Consider the following 25745-nt stretch of genomic DNA (forward strand, 5'->3'; position numbering starts at 1 on the left):
GTATGAAGAATGAATTTGGAAAACGATGTTCCCATCACTTGTTACCTGTAATCAACATGAGTTTAGTGAAATTCAAATCGTTTGTTGTAGTTTAATCTAGGTAACAGGTTTCTCCAATTTTTAACACATCTAAGAATTCGGGTGAAAGATTTCGACACTGCCATTCTTTTTGTAATCGATCTAAAGCTTCAGGTCCTGTATCCATTGAAAGACGGTATGTGCCATAGTGCATAGGAACAAACTGCTTAGCATTGAGATCAAGGAATGCTTGAACAGCTTTTTCAGGATTAATATGTTGCAATCCAGATAACCATTCAGGTTCATAATCTCCTATAGGCATGAAAACTGTGTCAATAGAAAAACGTTTGCCTATTTCTTTAAAACCTCTGAAATAGCCTGTATCGCCAACAAAGTAAAATGTTTTTTGCTTTGATTGAATAATCCAGCCACCCCAATGTGCTTTATTCTTGTCAAATAGATTTCTTCTACTCCAATGTTGAGCAGGTACGAAATGGAGCGTGATTCCTTGAAGTTGAAAGTGGTCCCACCAATTTGCTTCGTGAACGTTAGTGAAGCCTTTTCGCATAAACAGGTTCTTTAACCCACTAGGTACATAAAAAGCAGGCTCTCCTTTTAGTTTTCTTAAAGTTGAAAATTCAAGATGGTCATAATGAGCATGTGAAATAAGGACTAAATCGACCGTTGGTAATTCGTATAGTTGAATTCCAGGTGGAACTAATCTTTTTTCTACACCCATTCGCTTAGCAAAAACGGGATCCGTTATGATATTGAAACCGTTTAGTTGAATAAAGAAAGTTGAATGACCAATCCATGTATAAGTTGTATAGGAGCGATTTTGTTGTAATTGATCGATATTCTTTTTGAGAGCAACAGATATACTTTTTGTTAAATCTTTGCCGAGATTGCGGTAACGAAAGTAATGGAGTAGTTGACGTAGGTTTACTTTGTTCTTCTCGATATTATCTAGATTACGAAACGGTTCCCTCAAGTTACTCACTCCTTTTTAATTGAATTAGGGGTGTAATAATATAAAAGGGTGTAGCAGTTTGCTACACCTAATGTTAATGATTATCCCCTTCTCGTAAAACTGGAAGAGTACAGCACCTGAAAGATCCACCTGACTTAATAATTTCTGTTATATCGACTTCGATAACTTCGTAGCCTCTTTCGCGTAATTGCTCATTCACATTTGTATTCACAGGAAGACTAAATACCTTTTTATTTCCAATTGATAATACGTTTGTACCTAATGTGAATTGCTCTTCTTTTGTTACTTCAATTAATTCAAAACGAGAAGATAAGAAGTCCATTTCTTTTTGCTTTAAGGCGCCTGGAAAGATAAGTGCTTCATTTGGGGATAAAATGTTGAAAACACAATCTAAATGCAAAAATTTCTCTGTAAATGGAACTGTTACGATCTCATAGTGAGGCAAGATGCTTTGTAAATGATTGATGGCGTTTTGATTGGTCCGATTACTTAACCCAACATACAAGGTTTCGCCGTCGACAATGACATCTCCACCTTCAATGATGTCACCAAGTAAATTATAATAAGAAATTCCTTCTTGTTTTAACCAGCCTTTAAGAACTTCTTCTTCTCCTTGTCTTACCCTATTCGCCATTTCTGCTACGAACATGATGTGACCAAAGGTGAAACCGATATCACGTGTGAACACTTGTTCAGGGAACATCTTTAGAGCGGGCAAAAGGACGACATTCACTTCGTGTTCTTTTAATGCTTGTACAAATTTCTTATGTTGAGCCATCGCAAGCTCAATGTGAATTCCTTCATTTATAAATTTCTTTTGTGTTTCATTGATAACATCGCGAATGGTCATATATTCTGGCTTACATAAAATGACTTGTTTCAATACATCATATTCGCTTCTTGCAAATGGTTTTTGTGGTTGTTTAGAGAAAATAGACATTCATGATCCCCCAGTATTGTATTCGGTCTAAATCAGAAATAGTATACCCAGTTGTGGCGAAAATATGAAATCTATTGTATCGTTAGTAAAAGATTACAGGAAAAATATGAAAGCAGCAAGTTTATAGATAAGGGATTTGTCGAAAGTTAGGATGCGTTGTTTTAAGAAACTTGAAAACGATCATAATGAAAAGAGTGACTAATTTTCTTGGTTTACTAAGGAGGAAATGTGGAGCAGCTTATCAATTTTTTTGAGACACAACCAACATGGATGTTTCTTATTGGTATTGTCATTGTCGTGTTCTTTCTTATTTCGTTATTAAAAACAATATTTAAATTTGCTGTGATCTTACTAGTAGTATGTATAGGAGCTGTTGTATTTTTTGATATGGCGCCAGAAGAGCTGGCGGAGAATGGGCTAAACTCTGTTAAAAATGGGACTGATTTTATCCAAGAAAAGGTGATTCCTATGATCTCTGCAGGGTATCTCGGAGAATTGTTTGAACAAAAGGATTCAGTAAATGAGTTATTCGAACAGTTTGAGGTAGACGGTCATACTGAAAATGAAACGATTGTTGATATGTTGGAGGAAAATAACTAACTTTTCCTTGTAAACCGAGCGTTATTCGTTCGGTTTATTTTCATTTACCGTATTTGGATTCTTTAGTAAGATGAATAAGTATGGCCAATGAATAAAGGAGTACTTAATTTATGAAACTAATTTCTTGGAATGTAAATGGTATTAGAGCATGTGTTACGAAAGGGTTTTTAGATTATTTTCATGAAATGAATGCAGATGTATTCTGCTTACAAGAAACAAAATGTCAAGAAGGACAAATTGATTTACATTTAGACGGGTATTTTCAATATTGGAACTATGCTGAACGGAAAGGGTATTCTGGCACTGCTGTTTTCACTAAAAAAGAACCACTATCTGTTCAGTATGGTGTAGGTACAGATTTTCCTGAGAACGAAGGTCGTGTCATCACCTTAGAATATGAGACATTTTATCTTGTTACCGTATATACCCCTAACTCAAAAAGAGATTTATCAAGACTGGATTATCGACTTGAGTGGGAGCAGCAGGTCAGGTTGTATTTGCAGGAATTAGAAGCAAAAAAGCCTGTCATTGCTTGCGGAGATCTGAATGTCGCTCATCAGGAAATTGACCTTAAAAATCCAAAATCAAATAAGAAAAATTCAGGTTTCACTATGGAAGAGCGAGGAGAAATGACGAAATTACTTGATACAGGTTTTCTTGATTCCTATCGCCATTTATATCCGAATGAAGAAGGTTCGTATACGTGGTGGTCCTATATGAATAAAGTGAGGGAACGCAATATTGGATGGAGAATTGATTATTTCGTTGTATCCAAACGACTGAAGGACCTACTTGTAGATGCACAAATTCATTCAGAGGTGCTAGGAAGTGATCACTGTCCTATTGTATTAGATATTAACCTGTAATGCAGCAAAGAGGGTGTCTCAAAAGGGTCTGAACCCGACTAATTAGCACTATGAAAATAGAAGTTGAGCATTTGCACAACTTCTATTTTTGGACGCTTTGGGGCAGACCCTTTGGTTTTGAGTTACCCTCAATTTTTATACAGATGCTTTTGTTAGTACAAACTTTTCAATAACTTTTGCTACACCATCATTCATATTTGTGTCTGTTACATAGTCGGCCATTTCTTTAATATCTTCAGGTGCATTGCCCATTGCAACACCAAGACCGGCAAATTCAATCATTGCAAGGTCATTATAGCTGTCTCCCATTGCAATAACTTCTTCTCGCTTAATGCCTAGAGATTCAATAAGAGAATTTAAACTAGTCCCTTTTGTTACCCCGTGTTCGAGGAACTCCAAGAAGTAAGGCTTTGAGCGCATAATACTTAAAGAGCCCGCAAATTCTTCTTGAAGCTTTTGTTCAACTTTTACAAGCTTTTCTGGATCTTCACACATTAATACTTTCACAACAGGTTCTGTTACGGTTTCAACAAAACTTGTAATATGTTTAACTGGCAAACCAGTGAGTCTTCCTTCCGTTTTTGTATATTGATTCTCTATCTCCGTTACAATTTCATCTTCGACATATGTATGGATGTAGACGCCTTCTTGCTTGCTTAACTCATATAAACGATGAGCAACTTCTGGTGGAAGAGTACTACTAAACTGTTCTTCTTTTGTTTTGTAATTAATGATTTTTGCGCCATTATAAGAAAGAATAAAGCTACCGTATTCATGTAATAAAAGGTCTTCTGCAATTGCGTTCATCCCTTTAGTTGGACGTCCAGAAGCTAAAACGACTTTTACCCCTTCTTGCTGGGCTGCCATTAGTGCTGTTTTTGTCCGCGTAGAGATCGTATGGTCATCTCGAAGCAATGTGTCATCTAAATCAAGAACAATCATTTTATAAGCCATGTTTTTAGTTCCTTTCTAGAAAAAGAATATAATTCAACTATAAAGGAAAAACAACGAGGAGACTAGTTAAATTATCGATTTATAAAAATGAATACATGTAAAAAGAAAAGTTAACAGTAAATCATTGACGCAATGTTGTTGATGCGTTATCAATAGTATATGAATGACTTCTTGATCAGAAGGGGGCCTTAGATGGACAATCAATTAACAAACATTTCAATTCCTACTATCTTAGAAATAGGAGAAGGGGTTTTAACGAAATTAGAAAGTTTTTTATTGGAGCATAAGTTATATGAAGTTGTGATCTTTTTTGATGATTTTTCATATGAACAATTCAGCAAACATTTGCAAGAGTCGTTTCTAACGGTAGATCTTACTGCAATAAAGTTGTCCCCTTCCATGGACATACATGACCTTATTTCAAAGGCATTTGAACTTGGTAATGTTGATGCGGTGATCTCAATTGGAGGTGGTGCAGTAGTAGACTACGGCAAGTATGTTTCTTACGTGAGGAAATTTCCATTTATTAGTATGCCTACCTCTGCATCAAATGATGGGTTTGCAAGTAGCAATTGTTCGATTCATATCAACGGGAAGAAAACAACGGTACCTGCAAAAGTACCTTTTGGGGTGATTGTTGATTTAACGGTTATTAGACAAGCTCCAGATCGGTTTATTTTTGCTGGTATTGGTGATCTTATGTCTAATATAACAGCTCTATATGATTGGGATTACGAAAATCAAAAAGGAGTAAGTACAATAAACGCATTTGCTGCGATGATTAGCAAAAAGGCAGTAAATAGTTTCGTACGTACTCCGATGGAGGATATAAAGGCTACGATATTTTTGAAAGAATTGGTTAGTTCAATGACAATGGGTGGAGTTGCCACAGTGATTAGTGGAAATAGTGCACCGATCAGTGGATCAGAACATCTTATTTCGCATGCTCTAGATCAAATTGCTAAAGAACCACAAATGCATGGAATTCAAGTAGGTATTGCGACCTACATAATGGCCAAAGTTCAAAACCATCGTGCAGAACGTATTACAAAAGTATTTGATAGAACCGGCTTCTTTGAATATTGTGCAACACTTCCTTTAAGAAAAGATGAATTTAGCCAGGCGATTGATTTAGCACCAACGATTAAACCGAATCGCTATACATACCTACATAATGAACAATCTCAAAGAGAAGCAAAGAGAGTAGTAAACGAAGATCCACTTCTTATTGATTTGTTTTCATAAGTAAGGAAACAGCGACTCTAAATTACCTGACTCTTTTTATGTAATCATAATGATAAGAATCAGGCAATTTTACTCTGAGTCAAGTAAGGCAATTACATCGTGCTTCGTTCGATGGCATTATCCCAATTAGGAAAATAATGCAGAGCACTTCTCATTAATTCAGGGTGTGTTTTCTTTATTTTCTTCTTGTTAAGACTCGCGCCATTAGCACTTAATTGTTGGATCTCCATAATGACTTGTTCAGCATTCATATTAACTTCCATATCGTAACCTCCTTGACAGATTTATTACAATATTCACCTAAGATAAATTATTTATACTCATACAAGGAGATTTAAAATAAATCAGATTGGAAGGAAGATTAGAACATAGTGGAGAAAAATAAGTAATCTAATCTAGGTGATACGGAGGATATATCATGATCAAAGGTACCATTATTTCGCTCAATCGAGGGTGGTCAAAGAATATCGCAGATGAAGGTGAAAAACAAATCATGTCCGCCATTCATAAACATCCGGTTTCTGAAGCTGCTTTGTATTTATCAAAGACAAACCTCGAAGGTGATGAACAAGCAGATCTTATTAATCATGGAGGAGTAGATAAAGCTGTTTGCGTTTACCCGTTAGAGCATTATTCATATTGGGAGAAGAAGTTCGGTTTTGCTTTTTCTATTGGAGCGTTTGGAGAAAATATTACCTTAAGTGGAGTTCCTGAGTCCAAAGCTTTTATTGGAGATATGTGGAAGTGGGGAGAAGCCATTGTTCAAGTTAGTCAGCCGAGACGACCTTGTTTTAAGGTGGCGAAACGACACGGAATTAGGCAATTACCTTTATATATTCAAGAAACGGGATTTTCAGGCTATTATCTAAGAGTTTTAAAGGAGGGCAATGTTTCAGCTAAAGATCCTTTGATTCTACTAAATCGAATTACTGATGTATCGATTGAATATGTTAATCGAATTACATTTTATGATAAAGAGAATCGTGATGAAATTGAGAAGTTACAGAATCTGAAAGAATTATCTGAAGCTTGGAAGGCGTCGCTCAAATAACGTATAATTGATTTATTTTTTTGCGAGGGAAGAAAGATAAGACTTAACATTGGTCCTTGTTAATGGATTGAAGAAGTAGGAGGAGTACGTATTTCAACCAAGGTTTCGATGAGACGCTCACCATCTTCAAAATGAAAAGATTGATCAAAAATATACTCAGGTTGATACGGGAGGTTTAGATCATTTAGAAAATCCTTCTTTTGCAATGCCTTCAACTAATAAGCCAAAGTATGGATGGTTTGAAAAAGGAAGAACCACTCGATGAGAAACGTTTGACCTTTGCTGACATAGGGGGATTATTTAAGACGCGGGAAATCGTAAGGATATATGTGTATGATGACTAAAAGGAAAATCTGTTAAAAAGGGGTTTGATTATGGCTGAGAAAAGCATTGTATTTTTTGATATAGATGGGACTTTATTAGACCATCAAAAGAACATGCCAACTACGACAAAAGAAGCGATTTTCACTTTAAAGGACCAAGGTCATGAAGTCGCAATAGCAACAGGGCGTGCACCATTTATGTTTACAGACTTACGAAAAGAGCTCGGTATTGAAACATTTGTAAGCTATAATGGGCAATATGTTGTATTTAGAGGAGAAGTTTTGTTTAAAAACCCATTGAATAATGCGGCACTACAATCTATAACTGACATGTCAGTGGCTAATAACCATCCAATTGTTTATATGGATCATGAAGATATGAAAGCAAATGTTCCTCACCATGATTTTATTGTTGAGAGTATCGGTACGTTGAAACTTGAACACTTTCCAACACATGACCCCGATTACTTTAAAGGGCGTGACATCTATCAATCCTTATTATTTTGTGAAGAAAATGAAGAAGCATCTTATGAGAAGGAATATAATGAGTTTGATTTTGTAAGATGGCATCCGCTGTCTGTAGACGTTATTCCAGCAGGCGGTTCGAAGGCAATTGGTATTGAAAAAATCACTCAAAAACTTGGTGTTGTAAAAGAAAATCAGTATGCTTTCGGAGATGGATTAAACGATATTGAAATGCTGCGCCACATTACGAACAGTGTCGCAATGGGGAATGCACATCCATTAGCAAAAGAAGCAGCTAAGCATGTGACAAATGATGTTAGTGATGATGGTATTTTACATGGGTTAAAAATGGTTGGTTTACTAAAATAATTTAATTGTGAAGGCTGCCTGAGAAAAGTTTCTCAGACAGCCTTTTTGTATAGAGGTTGTCCAAAATGAGGACGATTTTCCATTTTCAAGCCCCGGAGCTAGTAAACCTCCCTTGGACACGTCTAAATAGAAGGCGGAAATGTTTCTTTTTGCGTCCTATTCTTTTTAGCCAGGCACAATATGTTAGGTCTTTGAATATTGTTGAAAAGAAGAAAACTGAAGTAATAGGAGGACGAGGTCGTGGAAATTCATGTTGTCGCCCCGGGGGAATCGTTATGGAGCATAGCTCAAACCTATAATGTAGGGTATCAAGTTATCGTCAGTGCAAATCAGCTTCCAAATCCTGATCAGCTAGTTGTCGGTCAAGCGATTGTTATTCCTGCTACAGATCGTCTCCATTGGATTGAACCTGGAGAAAATCTTTGGAAGGTTAGTCAACGCTATCAAGTGTCCGTTGAGGATTTATTAGATGTAAATTATATTGAATATCCAGAAAATCTCCCTGTTGGATACAGACTAAATATTCCTAATGAGTACAGGCAAAAGCCATCAGTAGATGTTGCGGCCTATGTGGATTTAGGAATTACAGGTGAAGAATCACCACAGTACGTTGATGAGGTTGGGAACTATTTAACATATGTTCAAATCTTCAGTTATGAACTAAATGCAGACGGGACACTTACTCCAATTAATGATCAAGCGATCATTAATACCGCGTATGCAAACCAAGTAGTTCCGTTAATGGTCATTACGAATCTCGAAAACGGCGGGTTTAGTACAGAACTTGCGACAACGGTGCTTCAAAGTAATGAGTTACAAAATCGCTTGCTTGATGAAGCGATCGCGATCATGGATGAAAAAGGGTATTTGGGCTTAGATTTTGATTTAGAATATCTAGGAGCCGAGAACCGTGAACAATATAATCAATTAATGAGAAAAGCTAGAGAAAGATTGGATGAAAAAGGGTATCTGCTCTCTAGTGCGCTCGCGCCAATTGTTGAACCAGATATGGTAGGGATTCTCTATGAAGGGCATGATTATGCGACACATGGAGAAGTTGCTGATTTTGTTTTTTTAATGACATACGAATGGGGCTGGACGGGTGGTCCTCCAATGGCGGTGGCTCCAATTAGCCAAGTTAGAAGAGTAATCGAATATGCAGCGTCAGTAATGCCTAATGATAAAATTATGATGGGAATTCCTCTTTACGGCTACGATTGGACATTGCCATTTGTAGAAGGAGAAACGAGGGCTAGAGCGATTGATCATCAAGAAGCGATTCGATTAGCAGCAACGTACAATGCAGAAATTGAATACGATGAAGAAGCTCAGGCTCCTCATTTTACGTATTATGATGAAGAAGGGCTGCAGCATGAAGTGTGGTTTGAAGATGCGCGAAGTATTCAAGCGAAATTTGACCTTGTGAAAGAGTTTGGATTGCGTGGATTTTATTATTGGGTTTTAGCCTGGGATTTTCCTCAAAATTGGTTATTAATTAATGAAAATTTCAATGTGAATAAACGCATTTAACAACGGTTGTAAAAGAGTCTGACTCCCAACTAGATTGTACACTAGAGATCAGACTCTTTATTTTTGAATCAATCGTGTCATTTTCCTAGCTTGCACCAAAGTTTTTGGTAATTTAGACGGTTATAACGGTTCATTTCGATGCCTTTTATTTTTTCATCTGCTTCAACATGAATGTGTACTCTCCGTTGATAGAGAAAAATAACAAAGTAATGATCTAGTAGAAACGACTCGGTTTGTCTCATATATTGATAAGCACTTTCGGTCGTTTCAGCATGTCGCACATTTGCTAGCATGACATCAAGTTGGATTTTTATATCATGAGGCAATGTATTACATATAAAACTAGTATTAGAAGAAAGAGCATTTAACATGGAAACAAGGTGGTTTTCACCTAAGCTCATTTCAGTAATGATCAGATCTGTTTGCTTTAAATTATCTTCTTTGGCTAAGTCATGCATATTTACGATAGTAGTCTTTAATGTTATACCAAATTGTTTAAAGTAACTAGTTAGTTTTTCTAATTCAACACCAAAGTGAGCATCGTGTTCTAAGCAAGTGGATGCGAGAGTTAGTGTTGTAACTCCTTTTTTTTGAAACCATTTTTTTGCTTTTTTTATTTTCGATTGTTGTCTTAAGACATCAGCCTTTTCATCAAAAAAGCTGTCAGGAAACCACACTTCATGATGTGTATGATCTTGAAACAGCTTTTGACGATCAAGAGCATAGGAAAGCATTTTGCCAAATTTCGGATGAGTGTGAATTCCTTCTTTATGATGATTGACGACCAAGTATATTCCACCTACTTCTGGTCGAACCCAATCATATTGCTTTACGGAACTTGAATCACGTTCGACAAGTTGATAATGAGCCTCTCTCTTAGGGGGGAAGGGTGAATTAGGAATATGAAATAACTCTATCTTGTCTAAAAACGGTCTATAACCAAAATAGTTGGAAAAAGACTCAAGAATGATGTGTCCTTTTTCATGTTTTTTCACCTTATATGGACCACTTCCTATTGGGTGGTTGCGAAATGAATCTGGATTCTTTTTAAAGACGCTAATAGGTATGATCATCGATTTGTAATCAGTAAATACGTGTGAAAGTAATTGATTAGGTTTTGATAAATAAAGATCAATGACTGTAGGTGAGGGAGTCTCTATCTTCTTGATTTCATCAAACATATAGGCCTTCCAGCCATCTAGTTGACTTTCACTCCAGAATTCGATGTTCTCTTTAATCGTTTCCGATGTTAATGGACACCCGTCGTGAAAGAGAACGCCTTTCCGTAAATAAAAGCGCCATATCCTGCCATGTTCAAATGACTCCCAATGGTGGGCGATTTCAGGAATGAAAGAATGTGTTTCATCATCATAACGGAGAAGGCGATTAAAGATTTGTTCGCCTAAATGCCTCTCATGGCGTGATGTCATCTCACAAGGTAGAAATGTATCGATAGGGTGGTAGTAAGGATAACGGAGAACGTCAAAATCATTTTCATGTAGATGGGAAGGAGTCCATTGAAAATGGTTCTCTAACCATTTAACGAAGGTGACTTCTAATTCTTGTTGATTTTCCATCCACTTTAATGCTTGTGTAATATCCCCACTCTCAATCCAGGATTTAACGTTTTGTTTTTCTAATTCATGTGGATTTACTAAAAAAGTGAGTTTAGAAACTTTCCCTCGACCCGGATTCGGTTGCCACGTAATCCATTTATTGTTTTGCATGTTTTTAATAAGCGTCTTTGCATGTCGATCTGTACAACATAACTCAGAAGCTAATTCCTGAATATAAACATGGACACTTTCAGGTCCCCATTTTGAATAAAGGGTGAAATAATGATTTTCGATCTTCGTCATCTTTTGTCCTCCTTTTATTAAAAGATGAATAAAGATTTTGGATAAATATGCTCCTTTTCTTCTTGTTTCTCCTTTTTACCATAAATATCAGTAATTAGCTAGAATTTATTTGTATTTTCTGAATAATAGAGAGGGGATCAAAATGGGAGGGGAGAAAGAGACTAAATTAGAAAAAACTTATCTTTATTAGGAATAAAAACTTTTTTGTTGACAGCTTTTTTGAGTGATTCATAGAAATCATGCGAGGTAAATAAAAACAATATTGTAATGGGTAGGACGACTCATTTCAAAAATCGATTGTTAACCAAGTTGACAATTCGAGTTAACAATAATACTATTTTATTTATAATTAACATATTATTACTTGGTTAACAATGGAGGGCGCATAATTGAAAGTCCGGGATGACGAAAATCTCTCTAGGAACGATTGCGGCTCGATTTGGGTTAAATACAACTCTTCAAGTAGTTCCGTGGACCTTAGTCATAGGAGTAATAATAAGAATGATTATCACGCGTTGTACCGTTAACGCGGATGATGAATCATGCTTTAAAAGGAAAGGAGAGTAGCAATGCAAAAGGGAAAAGTTTATAGCGTTCGGATGAGAGCTTCAATGAATGGATCTCATGAACAGGGAGGGAAACATATCTCGGGAGGGGAACAGTTATCAAATTATGAAAATATCAATCAGTCCATTCATTATTTAATGGAAAAAGCCCTAAGACATTCAAGGGGGAAGCCAGACTTTATGCAAATTCAATTTGAAGCTATTAACGAACCGGTCAAACAAATTTCCCCTTTGCCAATAAGAACACATGAAGTGGATTCGGTTAAAGAGGGGCAAGCATTGGCTTGGAAGCTATTAGAAAAGTCAGGTGTACCTCATAAAGTTATTCATACAGTTTATAAACAAATGTCTGAGTATTCTAACATGAGGGGGGCAATTCTGTATAATATTTATTCAGGTGAACGCATTGACTATCGAGGAAACAAAGGTATTAGGGTATCGAGAATGGATTGGGACAACGCTAATTTTCAAGAATGGGCTAAACTACACCAATTGCCGCTGACTGAAAAAGTAAAAGAAGCGCTTGTTCTTGCGTCCAAGGTAGCTTCTCATCCATCTACCATTGCAGAATTGTGTTGGTCGGATGATCCCAATTACATGACTGGCTATGTTGCAAGTAGCAAACTAGGCTATCAGAGGATTACGAAGCTAAAAGAATATGGGGACGATCGTGGCTGTCGGATCTTTTTTGTTGATAACGTAACAGATCTTAATACATATATTGATTTTTTAGAAAAACAACCAATTTTCGTTCAATGGGAGGAAGAGAATGACAAACGATCTAATTGAAAAAAGCAAAAAGCACCTTTGGCTACCTTTTACGCAAATGAAAGATTATGACGAAAATCCTTTAATGATTGAAAGTGGAAATGGAATCAAAGTTAAAGACATCAACGGTAAGGAATATTATGATGGTTTCTCATCTGTATGGCTTAATGTTCATGGCCATCGTAAAAAAGAATTAGATGATGCAATTACGAATCAACTTGGTAAGATTGCTCACTCCACTTTATTAGGGATGACAAATGTTCCGGCCACAGAACTGGCAGAGAAGTTAGTGGAGATTAGTCCGGAACAACTTACTAGAGTGTTTTACTCAGATAGTGGGGCAGAAGCAATGGAGATTGCTTTAAAGATGGCGTTTCAATATTGGCAGAATAGAGGAAAATCAAATAAACAAAAATTTGTTTCAATGAGAAATGGCTATCATGGCGATACGATTGGGGCTGTTAGTATTGGTTCTATTGACCTTTTCCATCATGTATACGGACCGTTAATGTTTAAAGGCTTCAAGGCACCGATTCCATACGTTTATCGCTCTAATAGTAGTGATCCTGCCGTATGTCGTGATGAATGCTTACACATTCTTGAGCAGTTATTCGTCGAACATCATCATGAAATTGCTGCGCTTTCCATTGAATCAATGGTACAAGGTGCTGCAGGTATGATTGTTATGCCAGATGGATTTTTAGCTGGTGTCCGCAAGCTCTGTACGAAATATGATGTTCTAATGATTGTAGACGAAGTAGCAACTGGATTCGGTAGGACAGGGAGAATGTTTGCCTGTGAGCATGAAAACGTACAACCTGATTTAATGGCGGCTGGAAAAGGGATTACAGGTGGATATTTACCGATTGCTGTTACGCTTACAACTGAAGAAATCTATGAGGCATTCTATGATGATTATCAAACATTGAAAACGTTTTTTCATGGTCATTCCTATACGGGAAATCAGCTTGGATGCGCTGTTGCAATGGAAAATTTACGTTTGTTTGATTCCGAAAAAATCGTTGGTGACGTGGCCAGGAAATCAAACGATCTTCATGCAATGCTTCGTGACTTACAATCTCTCGCTCATGTAGGGGATATTAGACAACTTGGTTTTATGTGCGGAATTGAACTTGTTCAATCAAAGGAAACAAAAGCACCTTTTCCAGCTCATAAAAGAGTAGGATATCAAGTATCTCTCAAGATGAGGGAACTTGGCATGTTAACGAGACCACTGGGAGATGTCATTGTATTCATGCCTCCACTCGTTAGTTCTAAAAAAGAACTTAAGGAAATGGTAGCGATTATGAAAGAAGCAATTGATCTCTGTACAAGTGAGGTGTCATCTGCGGTTGAGCATTGATGCATGGTTATCTGAACGGTTAGAAAAGACAAAAGAACAAGGTTTGTATCGGCAATTACGTACAATGAACTCAGTCCCTCATTCCGTCTTAGATACGGGTGGTCATAGACAATTAAACTTTTCATCAAATGATTATTTAGGTTTAGTAAATGATGACCGATTAATTGATGCTGCCAATTCTATCTTACATGAATTTGGCGTAGGTAGTAGTGGATCGAGACTAACAACCGGAAATACAAAGTGGCATGAGAAACTTGAAAATAAAATTGCTCAATTTAAGCAAACCGAAGCAGCATTGCTTTTTTCATCAGGTTATTTAGCAAACGTAGGTGTCCTTTCCTCCCTCCCTGCAAAAGGAGATGTGATCTTTAGTGATCAATTAAATCATGCGAGCCTGATCGACGGATGCCGTTTATCAAAGGCTGAGACTAGTATTTATAAACATGTTGATATGGAAGATCTTGAACAAAAGTTAAAAGAGGCAGGATGCTATCAACGTCGTTTCATTGTTACAGATGGTGTTTTTAGTATGGATGGTACAATAGCGCCTTTACATAAGATTATGTTACTAGCGGAGCGCTACCATGCATATGTAATTGTAGATGATGCACATGCAACAGGAGTATTAGGCGAAAAGGGTCGGGGAACAAGTGAATATTTTGGTGTTTATCCTGATGTAGTAATTGGTACGTTAAGCAAAGCTGTAGGAAGTGAGGGGGGATTTGTGGCTGGCTCGAAAATAGTAGTTGATTTTCTTTTAAATCATGCTCGAACGTTTATTTTTCAAACAGCGATTGCTCCCTCAATTTGTGCAGCTTCGTATGTTGGTTTCGAGATTATTGAGGGGAGTAGAGAAAAACGTCATTGTTTAGTTTTAAATATAAAACGGTTGAGAAGTTGTCTTAAAGAAATGGGTTATACGATAAAAGGAGATGATACTCCGATCATTCCTGTCATCATTGGTGATACAAGAAAAGCTGTTCTGTTTGCTGAGAAACTACAAGAAAAAGGAATATACGCACCGGCTATTCGTCCACCAACCATCGCGGTAGGAGAAAGCCGAATAAGACTTACGGTTACCTCTGAACATTCATCGTCAGAAATAGATTATTTAGTAGAGTCATTTAGTTTGATAGGGAGAGAGTTGAATCTAATTATATGAAGGGGATTTTTGTAACAGGAACAGACACAGATGTAGGAAAGACCATCATATCGGGTGGACTTGCAGCAGTATTAAAAGATCTTGAGATTGATATTGGAGTATTTAAGCCGATGATCAGTGGAATTTCTAGGCAAGACCCAGAAAGTGATACATCTATACTAAAGAGAATGTCATGTACTCCTCTATCAAAGGAAGAAATTAGCCCTTTTCAGTATAAGGAGCCAGTAGCTCCGTATGTTGCCCAACAAATAGAGGGGACACGAGTTCGCATTGCAGAGGTACTAGATTACTGGGAGAAAATAAGAGATAGGCACGATTTTTTTATTGTAGAAGGGGCAGGTGGCATCTCCGTTCCACTTGGTGAAAATTTCTTAGTCAGTCATTTAATTACAGCTTTAGAGTTACCAATTGTGATCGTCACAAGGCCCGATTTGGGAACAGTAAATCATACCTTTCTAACAATTCAATATGCAAAAAGTTTAGGCCTCGACATTTTAGGAATTGTCATTAATGGAATGAGCGATAGTCCAAGTCTTGCTGAAAAAACAAATCCCAAACTAATTGAAGAGCTATGTGAAGTACCCGTATTAGGCATCACACCTTTTATTCGTGAAGTCACGAGCGAAGATGTGGCAAATATGGTGAAGGAACATGTTGATATAAACAGGATACTAGCAAAAATGGGGGTATGAAAATGAATGAATGGACAGAACTTGCCAATCGAGTATTAAAAGGAGAAGAAGTAACAGATGCGGAGGCGCTTTCGATCTTAGAGTGTCCTGAAGATGAAATGTTGGTACTTATGCATGCGGCATTTCAAATTCGAAAGCGGCATTATGGAAAAAAAGTAAAATTAAATATGATTATGAATGCAAAATCGGGTCTTTGTCCTGAAAATTGTGGGTATTGTTCCCAATCTGCTATTTCTGAAGCGCCGATTTCTGCCTATAGAATGGTGAATAAAGAGACGCTTTTAGAAGGGGCAAAGCGAGCACATGATTTAAATATAGGAACGTACTGTATCGTTGCTAGTGGTAGAGGTCCATCTAACAAGGAAGTCGATCAAGTAGTTGATGCGGTTAAGGAAATTAAAGACACGTATGGATTGAAGGTTTGTGCTTGTCTTGGATTACTTAAGCCTGATCAAGCGACAAGGTTAAAAGAAGCAGGGGTTGACCGTTACAATCATAATATTAATACGTCAGCAAGCAATCATTCAAACATTACTACCTCACATACGTATGATGATCGCGTAAATACGGTTGAAGCTGCAAAGAATGCGGGGATGTCTCCTTGTTCCGGTGTGATTGTTGGGATGAAAGAAACGAAGCAAGATGTCGTTGCAATGGCACGAAGTTTAAACGCGCTCGATGCTGATTCCATCCCGGTTAATTTTCTTCATGCAATTGATGGAACACCTTTAGAAGGGGTTAATGAATTGACTCCACTATACTGTTTAAAAGTGTTAGCCTTGTTCCGGTTTATTAATCCTACTAAAGAAATTCGAATCTCTGGTGGACGCGAAGTCAATCTCCGCTCACTACAACCACTTGGATTATATGCTGCCAATTCTATATTTGTTGGAGACTACTTAACGACAGCAGGACAAGAGGAAACAGAAGATCATAAAATGCTAGTTGATTTAGGGTTTGAAGTAGAAACGGTAGAGGAAATGAGAGAGAGTTTAGCAGGTAAAGATTGAGCGAAAGAAAGGTATGGTTATTACGAGGGCATTGAAAAAGTCAAAAACGACCTTAAAAAGATCCTCGAATAAGCGGAAATGGCTGCGCTAGTTATTTACAACTCACTTCTTTTCTTCTATGATTGCATGAAGAGAGCAGGTGAACCATGGATGGATCAGATTATTTTATTTGATGGGCTTTGTCATTTCTGTCATGGTAGTGTGCAATTCATTATTAAACGAGATTCTACTTGTACGTTCGCTTTTGCATCATTACAAAGCAAAACCGGAAAAGAACTGATCAATAAATACAATATTCCTGAGGATACAAATAGCTTGGTTTTAATTGATGGAGATTCATATTATGTAAAATCTGCAGCTGTTTTACGCATATGCCAGAAGCTGAGAGCCCCATGGAAACTCTTATCATTTTTTCGAATTGTACCGAGTTCAATAAGAGATTTCATCTATGATGTAGTCGCTAAAAATCGTTATAAATGGTTCGGAAAAAAAGAGATTTGTACGATTCCGCCTCCTGTGGTGAGAAAACGTTTTTTAGATTAAAGTTGGCTCAAACTGAGTCAACTTTTTTGTTTTTATCATTTTCCAATTTATTTACAAGTATCTTGTTTTTTAGTTATTTTTAAACCGCCTTTTAGCGCTGGATTCTTAGAAGGTCCAGTTTTGAAATGGGTAAAACTTTTCACAAACACTAAGTCTAGATTAAAATTTTTCGTGCTTAAAATTGGAGAATGAACTCTACATTGCATGGCATTTTAAATTAGAAGATTGGTTATCTAAGGTGTAAGTCTTATGTTTTTCTGGAGTATTTGATTGTTAGTGTATTGCTCAAACCACACTTTTGAACTAGTCGACTCTCTATATATATGAAGCAAATGCTGTTATCTAAAAAAAACTTACAAAATATCCTAAAAATTAATGGGGTGTTATGTTAAAATAGTCTGCATGATACATAGTTTCGGTATTTTATTCCATATGTTTTGTTAATGTAGTACTAAATTGGTAAAAGTGTGACATTGCAGTTATTAGGGATTATATGGGGATTTTATTTGGAGTATGGAGCATCGCAGTTATATTCATGATTAAACGTAGTTGACTACGACTAAGTAGGTAGTTTTGAAAAAGGTGTGTGGGTTTATGAAAAATAAGAACAAGCAAAAGAAAAAGAATCACTTAACGTTTCGTTTAAATGTACTCTTTTTTATTGTATTTCTATTGTTTTCTGGTTTGATTCTTCGGTTAGGTTTTGTGCAAATTGTTGAGGGGGAAAGTTTTGTGAGCGAACTCGCTTCTACAACGAATTCAACGGCTCGCATTGATGCTCCAAGAGGAGTTATGTATGATCGGTTTGGGAATGTTGTAGTTGATAATCAATTGGAGTTATCTTTAACTTATACGAATCCAGCTCGTACGACAAAAGCTGAGACTATGCTTGAGATTGCGAGGGATTTAGAACCATTAATTGATATCGATACGGACCGGGTAATCGAACGAGATATACGTGATTTTATTTTGATTACGATGTCAGAAGAAGAAAGATATGATCTTGTTAGTAGAGAAGAGAGAAGAGATCTTGAGAGCGTTTCAGCTGAATACAAATTGGAAGTTGAATCAATTTCTCAAGATCAAATTGACTCCATTTCAGAAGAGGATCTTCGTGTTTTAGCAATTTTCCGCGAGATGGCAAGAGGGTATGCAAACTCTCCGCAAAGAATTAAACAGCGAATTACACTTGAAGAGGCGCATGTAATAAGTGAGAATTTAGACCGCCTGCCAGGAATTGATATTTTAAGGGATTCTAGCCGTTCTTATCCATTTGGAGATGCATTTCGTAGCTTTTTTGGATCTACTAGTACAATTCCACGTGAAAAGCTCGACTACTATATATCAAGAGGGTATGATCGTTCCGATCTAGTAGGAACAAGTTTTTTAGAAGCGCAGTATGAGGAAGTGTTACGAGGTCAGAAAGCAGTTATTGAGAGCATTACTGAGAGACACGGAAGTCGGACCATTGATCGCTCAGTTAATGAACGACAAGGACAACGCGGAAATGATCTTGTGTTAACGATTGATATGGAGCTTCAACAAAAGCTTGAGGGCATTGTCGAATCTGAAGTTGGCAAAACAGGGTATTCATATGTTAAGGATCGATCTGCTTATGCGGTGTTGATGGACCCACGTACGGGCGATATTTTGGCGATGGCTGGGTTTACTGGCGAAGGTGAACTTCGACCTGATCATATCGGGAACGTTAATAACATTTTTGAAATGGGGTCATCAGTAAAAGCAGCTTCTGTTTTAACAGGTTTTCATGTAGGTGTTGCGCAGCCGGGAACGAGTTTTAATGATCGTGCGATTCATTTTCCAAATGGACAAGTAAAAAGGTCTTGGAATACAAGTGGGTTCGGTTGGATCGATGATCGCCGTGCCTTAGAGCAATCATCGAACGTCTATATGTTTGAAATTGGTATGAGAATGGCTAATTGTTATTACTCGCCACCGAATACAAGTGGGTGCGGTTGGACAACCGGTCCAGGAGGTACAATTGGGAATGCATATAATGATGTTAGATATTACTTTAGCCAGTTTGGTTTAGGGGCAGAAACCGGAATTGATTTACCTTCTTATTCTTCAGGACTTATTGGTGGCAGTGAAATTGGGGGGAATTTACTTGATTTAATGATTGGACAGTATGATAACTATACGCCCCTCCAACTAGCGCAGTATATTGCTACTATAGCGAATGATGGCTACCGGATGGAGCCGCGTATAGTGCGTGAAGTGAGAGATCCATCAACAAAACAAGATGAACAAGGGGCAATTATTCAAAAATTCGAACCGAAAGTTTTAAATCGAGTTGATATGAGTCATAATCATATTAGCCGTGTCCAACAAGGACTCCGCGATGTCATGACACGTGGAACAGCGCGTGGAATGTTTGCGAATTCACCTTATCAACCAGCTGGGAAAACAGGAACGGCTCAGGTGAGTGTAACGGTTGGGGAAGGCGCTAATCGCCGTTCAGTAGAAGGAAATACGCAAACTTTTGTTGGTTATGCACCGTTTAACAATCCTGAAATTGCTTTTGCGGTTGTTGTCCCAGATCTTAAACTAGATAGCAGGGGTGGTAGAGCGGGAGTTGCACAAGAAATTTCGAAAAAAGCGCTTGAAGCGTATTTTGATTTACAGGATGTACGGAATGGTCCTAAGCCTGTTAAAGAACCAATATTAGAAGAAATCAATATAGATTAAAGAAAGGGAGTCTCGAAGGCGATAATGCCATGTGAGACTCTCTTCAATTATAGTCATATTTCCCCTTTAATCCCATTTACTCAAAAATCGTGGTGTAAATTGCTCCATTTTCGTCAGGAGTTCATCTGGACAGTCAGAGATAATAAGGTGTTCCAAGAACTCTGCTTTTAGAAAGCCTTCTGTTGCCATATGTTTTAAAAGGGATATCAATTTATCATAAAAACCATTTGGATTTAAAATACCAATCGGCTTATGATGATAGCCGATTTGTTGCCATGTGAGAGCTTCTGCTAGTTCTTCTATCGTTCCAATTCCTCCTGGAAGGGCAATAAATCCATCTGCTAATTCATACATTTTTGCTTTTCGTTGATGCATATCATCAACAATAATGAGATCAGTTAGCTCAATATGTTGAACATTTTCATGGATTTTTTTTGGAATAACGCCAACAACTTCCCCATTTCGCTCAAGTACATAGCGAGCAAGTTCTCCCATTAAACCAGCATTGCCACCACCATAAATGAGATTGATCTTATTTGTTACGAGTGCTTGAGCAAATTTGTGAACCTCTTTCGTATAGCTTGCATCATTGCCGAAGCTTGAGCCGCAAAACACACATATATTCTTAAACATCCTTTTCCCACCATTCTAGTAAAGTCTACACTTAAAAATAGTAATCGAAAATAGCTGATTTGTAAATTGTGGTAAAAGTTTTAGTTGTCTGATTTTTTCTGAGCTTGAATTTTCATTTGCTTCAAATGAAAAATTCAAAGGGGGAAAATGACTGTTTAAGTCGAATCTGTACATTATATTAAGGAGTTATGTAGGAGGAGAACGATGACCGAAAAAGTTGTATCTTTAAAAAATGTAACATGGAAAAGAGATGGAAATGCGATCTTACATAATATTACGTGGGATGTGGAACGTCATGAACATTGGGTCATTTTAGGGTTGAATGGATCTGGAAAAACGTCGATATTAAATTTGCTTACAGGTTATCAGTGGGCGTCTATTGGGGAAGTTCATGTACTAGGTCAGAAGTTTGGTCAGACAAACATTCCTGAACTTCGTAAATCGATTGGGTGGGTTAGTTCCTCTGTTGATGAACGGTATGCCACAAGAGGACGAGACACAGCGCTTGAGGTCGTCTTAAGTGGGAAGCATGCATCAATCGGATTGTATGAAGAAATCACAGAAGCTGATACTCAGCGTGCAAAACAATTGTTGGGCCAGTTGAAAATTGACACGTTGGCAGATCAACGTTTTACTACACTTTCACAAGGACAAAAAAGAAGAGTGATCATCGCTAGAGCATTAATGGCATCACCGAGATTGCTTATTTTAGATGAGCCTTGTAATGGATTGGATTTGTATTCAAGAGAGCAACTGTTAGAGACGATTCAATATTTAGCCACAACCAAAGAGGGGCCGACACTTCTGTATGTAACCCATCACATTGAAGAGGTTGTGCCTGCGATTTCACATGCTCTTTTACTAAACAGTGGAACAATTGTTGCCAAAGGAGATAAACATTCAACGTTAACCGAAACGAATTTAGAAGAGACGTTTCAACTTCCTGTTTCGATTAACTGGAAAGATGAACGACTATGGGTGAGTCTCAAATCAAAACAATCAACTGTACTTGATCAAAGTTGATGTTCTTTTCGTTTTGAATTAGGTTAAGAGCAATGGGATGACGGCTATCACTAAATGAAATCTATAGCAGGCAGTAGAAACAGTACCCATTGCTCTGTAATTAGTTTGTTTTTAAAGTGCTATTATTACCTGCATGGTTAATCGATATGTGGTAATGTCTCATAGGCTAATTTCTTGATGATTTCTTCATGCTGAGGATAGTCTTTGAGAAGTTCATTCTGTGTAAATAGTTCAAAATCTTCATATTCAAAGCCTGGAGATACCATACATCCAACAAGCGAAAACGATCCTTGCTCAGATAAAGAAGAACCGAAAATAGCGTTTTTAGGTACTAATACTTGTGGAACTTCCCCTTTATCAAGATTTAAGCCGAGACGTGCTTCTTCATACTCTCCATTTTCATGAATCATGTGAACCGATAGCGAACTACCTGCGTGAAAGTACCATAGTTCATCTGACTGTAAACGATGGAAGTGTGAAACATCATCGGATCGTAGTAAAAAGTAAATACTTGTATATAGCATTCTTGCTTTGCTTGGAATTTCCTCGCCCGATCTAAATGACCGCTTGAAAAAACCCCCTTCTGGATGAGCCTCTAAATTCAGATGTTGAATCCAATAATCTGCTTGATTTCTGTTCATGGTGAACCCTCATTTCTCATATGTACTCTCTACAGTAAACCAAAAGGGAAGAAAAGAATCAATATGTAGGCTCGAACCTTGACATCTTGCTAGCACATTTTCGTGCTATTATACTCGCAACGTAAGAAAATCGCAAAACAGATGAAAGGAGAGCCAAATCGTGAAGACGATTTTATAATAGCAGAAGATGAAGTTCCAATTAGTCAGATATGAAATGCTAATTAAAAAGGCTAACGTTAACTAAAGTTAGCCCAGAGCTCATAAAAATAATAGATTTCTACTAAGGCACTGTTTTTGTCCTGTCCTTCAATGGAACCTTCAATTCGAGAGAGGAGGCCGCTAATTTCATACATGGTTTCTCTTTCAACACTGTACTGGATTCGCTTCGATACAATATTCCACGCTGTTTTGGCATTTGCATGTTCACGTTTTGCCTCGTGCCAATGATTATTTTCCACATGAGATTCAATGTTTTGAATGAATTTTTCTAACTGGTCATCTTCCCTCATAGGTTCTTTTAGCCAACTACCACTAATCATTAAGCCAAAAGTCATCATGATGAACAGAATAGGTATTGCATAAAAGAGTAGTTTTCTCAAATCGGATTCACGTTCCTTCGTTAAAGTGGAATTCGTTAGTATGGACCTTCATAATCACTTATATCATTGGTATTTGAGACGTGATCTTCAACTAGATCTATATAAAGTGAATCATTTGGTAAGATAGCAGCATAGGAGACTCCTTCTAAATTATCAAAACCTTTCTTTTTAAGTTGTGCTTGTACCCAAGCAAGATCTTTGCCGCGTTGTTGAATATTTTGTTGTAAGATCACTCCGTCTACGATAATTTCCGTTGTTAATTTGGCTCGGGTAACGGGGATATGTAAATCTTTTTTCTGCACGAATTGAAATTCATTTTTTCGTAGAACTGATAACGTTCCGTCTGGTTCTAATAATGCAACCTCTACTTCAGTTGGATCAAAGACGTTTTTACTTCGCATTTGAACCATTAATTCATCTCTTGTAACGCGTGTTTTCTTTAAGTTGTTTTCTAATATTTTCCCATCTTCAATAACGGTAACGGGTTCTCCATCAATGACCTTTGATAAATAACGATATTTTATATTAATATATTGTAGGATCAAAGTGAAAGCGATGAAAACAGTTAGGGCAATCCAATGAGTTAATGCTTTGGAAGAAACATCCGTTGCCATCGTTCCAGCAATGGAACCAATCGTAATGCCATTGATATAGTCAAACATGGTAAGATTTCCAATTTGTTGTTTTCCAATTAACCGAGCATAGATAAGGAGGGTGAAAAATGTCATAATTGCCCTCACGATTACTACAAGTGCTTCGTTCATTTGATCCCCCAAGTATGGTTTGTATTAATGTAATTATTTCCATGATCGCTTTTATTATGTAGCTTTAATTTTTAAGAGGAGTGATATAAAAAGAAAAAGCATATGTGGATTAAGTGATTCTTAGAATGGTGAACCGCCTAATTGTTGCTCGGCCATTTGCACAAGGCGTTTGTTCCAAGTTCGAATGAGTAAGTGCCGTTATTGATGAACTCAAACTTATAGTCTTACTACTGATTTTAAGCAATCAACCGCAATATAGCTACCTTCTTGGCCGGTTTTTAATTTGATTTTTTTTGATGACGAATCAAATTTATCGACAGTGCCAACAAGGTCGTGTAGACATCCGTCTTCCCAATAGGTTACATGCACATTCAGCTCATGCCTAAGTGCATCCAGCACGACTATGCCGATTTCTGCTAGTTCCTGTTCATCCAATTGTGGCTTCTCTACCAGTTTTAATTGCTGTTTCCTATGTAGCAGTGCTTCTTTGTGCTCAGGCAAAAACATTCTGCTACTTTCCCAAAGGAGATTTCCACGCTTTAAATGGTTACTCATTTATAATGTCCTCCTATCTTTTGTGCGCGTTCAAAGGCTTGACCTGCCTTTGTTAAAGAGGAAGCTCGAATAAGCGCAGTTGTCCCATACCTTTCTCTAATGCCATCCATTACATAACCAAGTTCTGCTTTTTTATCTCGAGCTGTATCAAATAAACTAAGCTGCAGTTCATTGTCATGACATAGTTTTGTGAGGCTAACACTAAGTTTTCTAATTGGAGTTTGATCCCAAAATTGCAGAAAGAGCCTTTCAGCCAAGCGAAAAACATCCATAACGTAGTTGGTCGGTTCATATAATGTCGCTTGACGATGGAAACCAGTCTTGAATTCATAGCTTGCACCGCTAACACTAACGGTTACTGTTTGCCCCATTACCTTGGATTTTCGCGCTCTCATACAAACTTCTTCACATAGCTCAAGAAGGACGACACGAATTTCAGCAAGTCCTATGTAATCACGAGGAAGAGTCATCCCGTGTCCGATCGCTTTTTGGGCGTCGTGAGAAGAGGTCGTGACCGGCGATGAATCCTCACCATTTGCGGTCATCCAGAGAACATGGCCGTTAATACCCCATTGATCTTTTAGACGTTTAAGGGGAACCGTTGCTAACTGTCCAATTGTACGAATTCCCATATTCCGCAAGTGGCTAGCCATTCTTCCGCCAACTCCAAACATTTTCTCAACAGGGAGTAGCCATAATGTTTGTTCAAGTTCATCTTTTTTTAACCAAAAGATTCCTGATTTGTTTTTCTTAGAAAAGTTGTCACAAGCCATCTTCGCTAAAACTTTATTTTCTCCAATCCCAATCCTTGCTCGAACTTTTGTTTTCGTCCAAATTTGTTGTTGAATCTTTTGAGCTATTTCGAGTGGCGGGCCAAATAACATTTGACTACCTGTCACATCGATGAATTGTTCGTCAATTGAATAAGGTTCGACTAAGTCGGTATACTCTTCTAAAATATTGGTAATCTCAACGGAAATCGTTATATAGTCTTGCATTTTAGGAGGAACGACAACTAAATCAAGGCACTTCTGCTCGGCTTCCCATAATCGCTCTCCATTTTTAATACCACTTTTTTTCGCAAGAGGACAGGCAGCTAAAATGACACCTGATCGCCGTTTGGGATCTCCAGATACAACAAGCGGTTTATGTTGTAAATGAGGGTATCTTGCTTTTTCGATTGAAGCATAAAAAGATTGCATATCGATAAGGAAGATTGTTTTCATTGAACTTCACCCTCCAAATAAGAACGAATGTTTGTAATGCTATTATATGCGAAAGTACGTTCGGTATTCAACATACATTTTGTGGAAACGGTGTTAGGTGAGTGTGAAGCAAAGCAGAGGTAAAAAAGCTTGACTGTATAGCTTATATGTATAAAGTGTGAGTGAGAGGCAAGGAAGACATGGAATAAAACGATCAAAGGGAAAATAGAGTGAAACAAAGGGCAAGTTAAGGCATTACTTAGAATGTGGAAGAAGAAAAAGACTGTAAGCTATTGATTTG

At 37.4% G+C, this 25745-nt stretch carries 25 protein-coding genes; 14 read left to right on the forward strand and 11 right to left on the reverse strand.

Translation table 11 applies throughout. The features are described 5' to 3' along the window. Positions 1–91: 91 nt before the first annotated feature. Together SAZ04_RS10870 and SAZ04_RS10875 are read right to left on the reverse strand one after the other, a co-directional pair. Entirely contained in the window at positions 92–1018 is a 927-nt protein-coding gene (locus tag SAZ04_RS10870) for an MBL fold metallo-hydrolase (protein ID WP_431308995.1), read from the reverse strand. A 64-nt stretch (positions 1019–1082) separates the two neighbouring features. After that, entirely contained in the window at positions 1083–1949 is an 867-nt protein-coding gene (locus SAZ04_RS10875; RefSeq protein WP_332694961.1) for a dimethylarginine dimethylaminohydrolase family protein, read from the reverse strand. Between the two features lie 228 nt (positions 1950–2177). Here SAZ04_RS10875 and SAZ04_RS10880 point away from each other — a divergent pair, with 228 nt between their 5' ends. Both SAZ04_RS10880 and SAZ04_RS10885 read left to right on the forward strand, forming a co-directional pair. Next, positions 2178–2549, forward strand: coding sequence for a hypothetical protein (locus SAZ04_RS10880; protein ID WP_332694963.1), 372 nt, complete (start codon positions 2178–2180; stop codon positions 2547–2549). A gap of 110 nt (positions 2550–2659) precedes the next feature. Next, positions 2660–3415: an exodeoxyribonuclease III gene (locus tag SAZ04_RS10885; RefSeq protein ID WP_332694965.1), complete on the forward strand. Its 756-nt coding sequence runs from the start codon at positions 2660–2662 to the stop codon at positions 3413–3415. Between the two features lie 135 nt (positions 3416–3550). Here the strand turns inward: SAZ04_RS10885 and SAZ04_RS10890 are convergent, their stop codons facing one another. After that, positions 3551–4369 carry a Cof-type HAD-IIB family hydrolase gene (locus SAZ04_RS10890; RefSeq protein WP_332694967.1) on the reverse strand — a complete coding sequence of 273 codons (819 nt, stop codon included), beginning with the start codon at positions 4367–4369 and terminating at the stop codon, positions 3551–3553. Positions 4370–4561: 192 nt separating this feature from the next. On the opposite strand from SAZ04_RS10890, the gene SAZ04_RS10895 reads away from it, so the two are divergent. Further along, positions 4562–5614, forward strand: coding sequence for an iron-containing alcohol dehydrogenase family protein (locus SAZ04_RS10895; RefSeq protein WP_332694969.1), 1053 nt, complete (start codon positions 4562–4564; stop codon positions 5612–5614). A 92-nt stretch (positions 5615–5706) separates the two neighbouring features. Here SAZ04_RS10895 and SAZ04_RS10900 read toward each other — a convergent pair whose 3' ends face one another. Then, complete coding sequence (locus SAZ04_RS10900; protein WP_332694971.1) at positions 5707–5877, reverse strand: hypothetical protein; 171 nt, start codon at positions 5875–5877, stop codon at positions 5707–5709. A gap of 155 nt (positions 5878–6032) precedes the next feature. On the opposite strand from SAZ04_RS10900, the gene SAZ04_RS10905 reads away from it, so the two are divergent. The 3 genes from SAZ04_RS10905 to SAZ04_RS10915 all read left to right on the forward strand — a co-directional run bounded on the left by SAZ04_RS10905 (position 6033) and on the right by SAZ04_RS10915 (position 9352). After that, positions 6033–6665 carry an MOSC domain-containing protein gene (locus SAZ04_RS10905; RefSeq protein WP_332694973.1) on the forward strand — a complete coding sequence of 211 codons (633 nt, stop codon included), beginning with the start codon at positions 6033–6035 and terminating at the stop codon, positions 6663–6665. A gap of 374 nt (positions 6666–7039) precedes the next feature. Next, a complete protein-coding gene (locus tag SAZ04_RS10910) occupies positions 7040–7822 on the forward strand; it encodes a Cof-type HAD-IIB family hydrolase (RefSeq protein WP_332694975.1) in 783 nt (260 codons plus the stop codon). Between the two features lie 240 nt (positions 7823–8062). After that, a complete protein-coding gene (locus SAZ04_RS10915; protein ID WP_332694977.1) occupies positions 8063–9352 on the forward strand; it encodes a glycosyl hydrolase family 18 protein in 1290 nt (429 codons plus the stop codon). 77 nt (positions 9353–9429) lie between these two features. Here the strand turns inward: SAZ04_RS10915 and SAZ04_RS10920 are convergent, their stop codons facing one another. Further along, positions 9430–11211, reverse strand: coding sequence for an ABC transporter substrate-binding protein (locus SAZ04_RS10920; RefSeq protein ID WP_332694979.1), 1782 nt, complete (start codon positions 11209–11211; stop codon positions 9430–9432). A 569-nt stretch (positions 11212–11780) separates the two neighbouring features. On the opposite strand from SAZ04_RS10920, the gene SAZ04_RS10925 reads away from it, so the two are divergent. The 7 genes from SAZ04_RS10925 (at position 11781) to SAZ04_RS10955 (ending at position 20024) form a co-directional block, all read left to right on the forward strand. After that, positions 11781–12566, forward strand: a complete 786-nt coding sequence (locus SAZ04_RS10925; protein WP_332694982.1) for a 6-carboxyhexanoate--CoA ligase — start codon at positions 11781–11783, stop codon at positions 12564–12566. Then, on the forward strand, positions 12547–13908 hold the full coding sequence (gene bioA, locus SAZ04_RS10930) for an adenosylmethionine--8-amino-7-oxononanoate transaminase (protein WP_332694984.1): 1362 nt from the start codon (positions 12547–12549) through the stop codon (positions 13906–13908). Before SAZ04_RS10925 ends, bioA begins: the two co-directional genes overlap by 20 nt. Beyond that, positions 13898–15070 carry an 8-amino-7-oxononanoate synthase gene (gene bioF, locus SAZ04_RS10935; protein ID WP_332694986.1) on the forward strand — a complete coding sequence of 391 codons (1173 nt, stop codon included), beginning with the start codon at positions 13898–13900 and terminating at the stop codon, positions 15068–15070. Before bioA ends, bioF begins: the two co-directional genes overlap by 11 nt. Continuing rightward, positions 15067–15762 (forward strand): dethiobiotin synthase, encoded by a 696-nt coding sequence (gene bioD / locus SAZ04_RS10940; protein ID WP_332694988.1) that lies wholly within the window; start codon positions 15067–15069, stop codon positions 15760–15762. The genes bioF and bioD overlap by 4 nt, the downstream gene beginning before the upstream one ends. Positions 15763–15764: 2 nt before the next feature. Then, the gene (gene bioB, locus SAZ04_RS10945) at positions 15765–16772 is read left to right on the forward strand and encodes a biotin synthase BioB (protein ID WP_332694989.1); all 1008 of its coding nucleotides are present in this window, start codon (positions 15765–15767) and stop codon (positions 16770–16772) included. Between the two features lie 150 nt (positions 16773–16922). Further along, a complete protein-coding gene (locus SAZ04_RS10950; RefSeq protein ID WP_332694991.1) occupies positions 16923–17315 on the forward strand; it encodes a thiol-disulfide oxidoreductase DCC family protein in 393 nt (130 codons plus the stop codon). A gap of 594 nt (positions 17316–17909) precedes the next feature. Beyond that, positions 17910–20024 (forward strand): peptidoglycan D,D-transpeptidase FtsI family protein, encoded by a 2115-nt coding sequence (locus tag SAZ04_RS10955; RefSeq protein ID WP_332694993.1) that lies wholly within the window; start codon positions 17910–17912, stop codon positions 20022–20024. 66 nt (positions 20025–20090) lie between these two features. Here the strand turns inward: SAZ04_RS10955 and SAZ04_RS10960 are convergent, their stop codons facing one another. Next, on the reverse strand, positions 20091–20657 hold the full coding sequence (locus SAZ04_RS10960) for an LOG family protein (protein ID WP_332694995.1): 567 nt from the start codon (positions 20655–20657) through the stop codon (positions 20091–20093). Between the two features lie 204 nt (positions 20658–20861). On the opposite strand from SAZ04_RS10960, the gene SAZ04_RS10965 reads away from it, so the two are divergent. Then, positions 20862–21680 carry an ABC transporter ATP-binding protein gene (locus tag SAZ04_RS10965; protein WP_332694997.1) on the forward strand — a complete coding sequence of 273 codons (819 nt, stop codon included), beginning with the start codon at positions 20862–20864 and terminating at the stop codon, positions 21678–21680. A gap of 137 nt (positions 21681–21817) precedes the next feature. Here SAZ04_RS10965 and SAZ04_RS10970 read toward each other — a convergent pair whose 3' ends face one another. The 5 genes from SAZ04_RS10970 to SAZ04_RS10990 form a co-directional block, all read right to left on the reverse strand. Continuing rightward, positions 21818–22321, reverse strand: coding sequence for a cupin domain-containing protein (locus SAZ04_RS10970; protein WP_332694999.1), 504 nt, complete (start codon positions 22319–22321; stop codon positions 21818–21820). Positions 22322–22557: 236 nt separating this feature from the next. Next, positions 22558–22920: a DUF4363 family protein gene (locus SAZ04_RS10975; RefSeq protein ID WP_332695001.1), complete on the reverse strand. Its 363-nt coding sequence runs from the start codon at positions 22918–22920 to the stop codon at positions 22558–22560. Positions 22921–22955: 35 nt separating this feature from the next. Continuing rightward, positions 22956–23684, reverse strand: a complete 729-nt coding sequence (locus tag SAZ04_RS10980) for a DUF421 domain-containing protein (RefSeq protein ID WP_332695003.1) — start codon at positions 23682–23684, stop codon at positions 22956–22958. Positions 23685–23900: 216 nt separating this feature from the next. Further along, positions 23901–24239: a YolD-like family protein gene (locus tag SAZ04_RS10985; RefSeq protein ID WP_332695005.1), complete on the reverse strand. Its 339-nt coding sequence runs from the start codon at positions 24237–24239 to the stop codon at positions 23901–23903. Beyond that, the gene (locus SAZ04_RS10990; RefSeq protein ID WP_332695007.1) at positions 24236–25465 is read right to left on the reverse strand and encodes a DNA polymerase IV; all 1230 of its coding nucleotides are present in this window, start codon (positions 25463–25465) and stop codon (positions 24236–24238) included. Before SAZ04_RS10990 ends, SAZ04_RS10985 begins: the two co-directional genes overlap by 4 nt. Between the last annotated feature and the right edge of the window lie 280 nt (positions 25466–25745).

Origin of the sequence: Halalkalibacter lacteus (assembly GCF_036663595.1) — a bacterium.
Lineage (GTDB): Bacteria > Bacillota > Bacilli > Bacillales > Bacillaceae_D > Halalkalibacter > Halalkalibacter lacteus.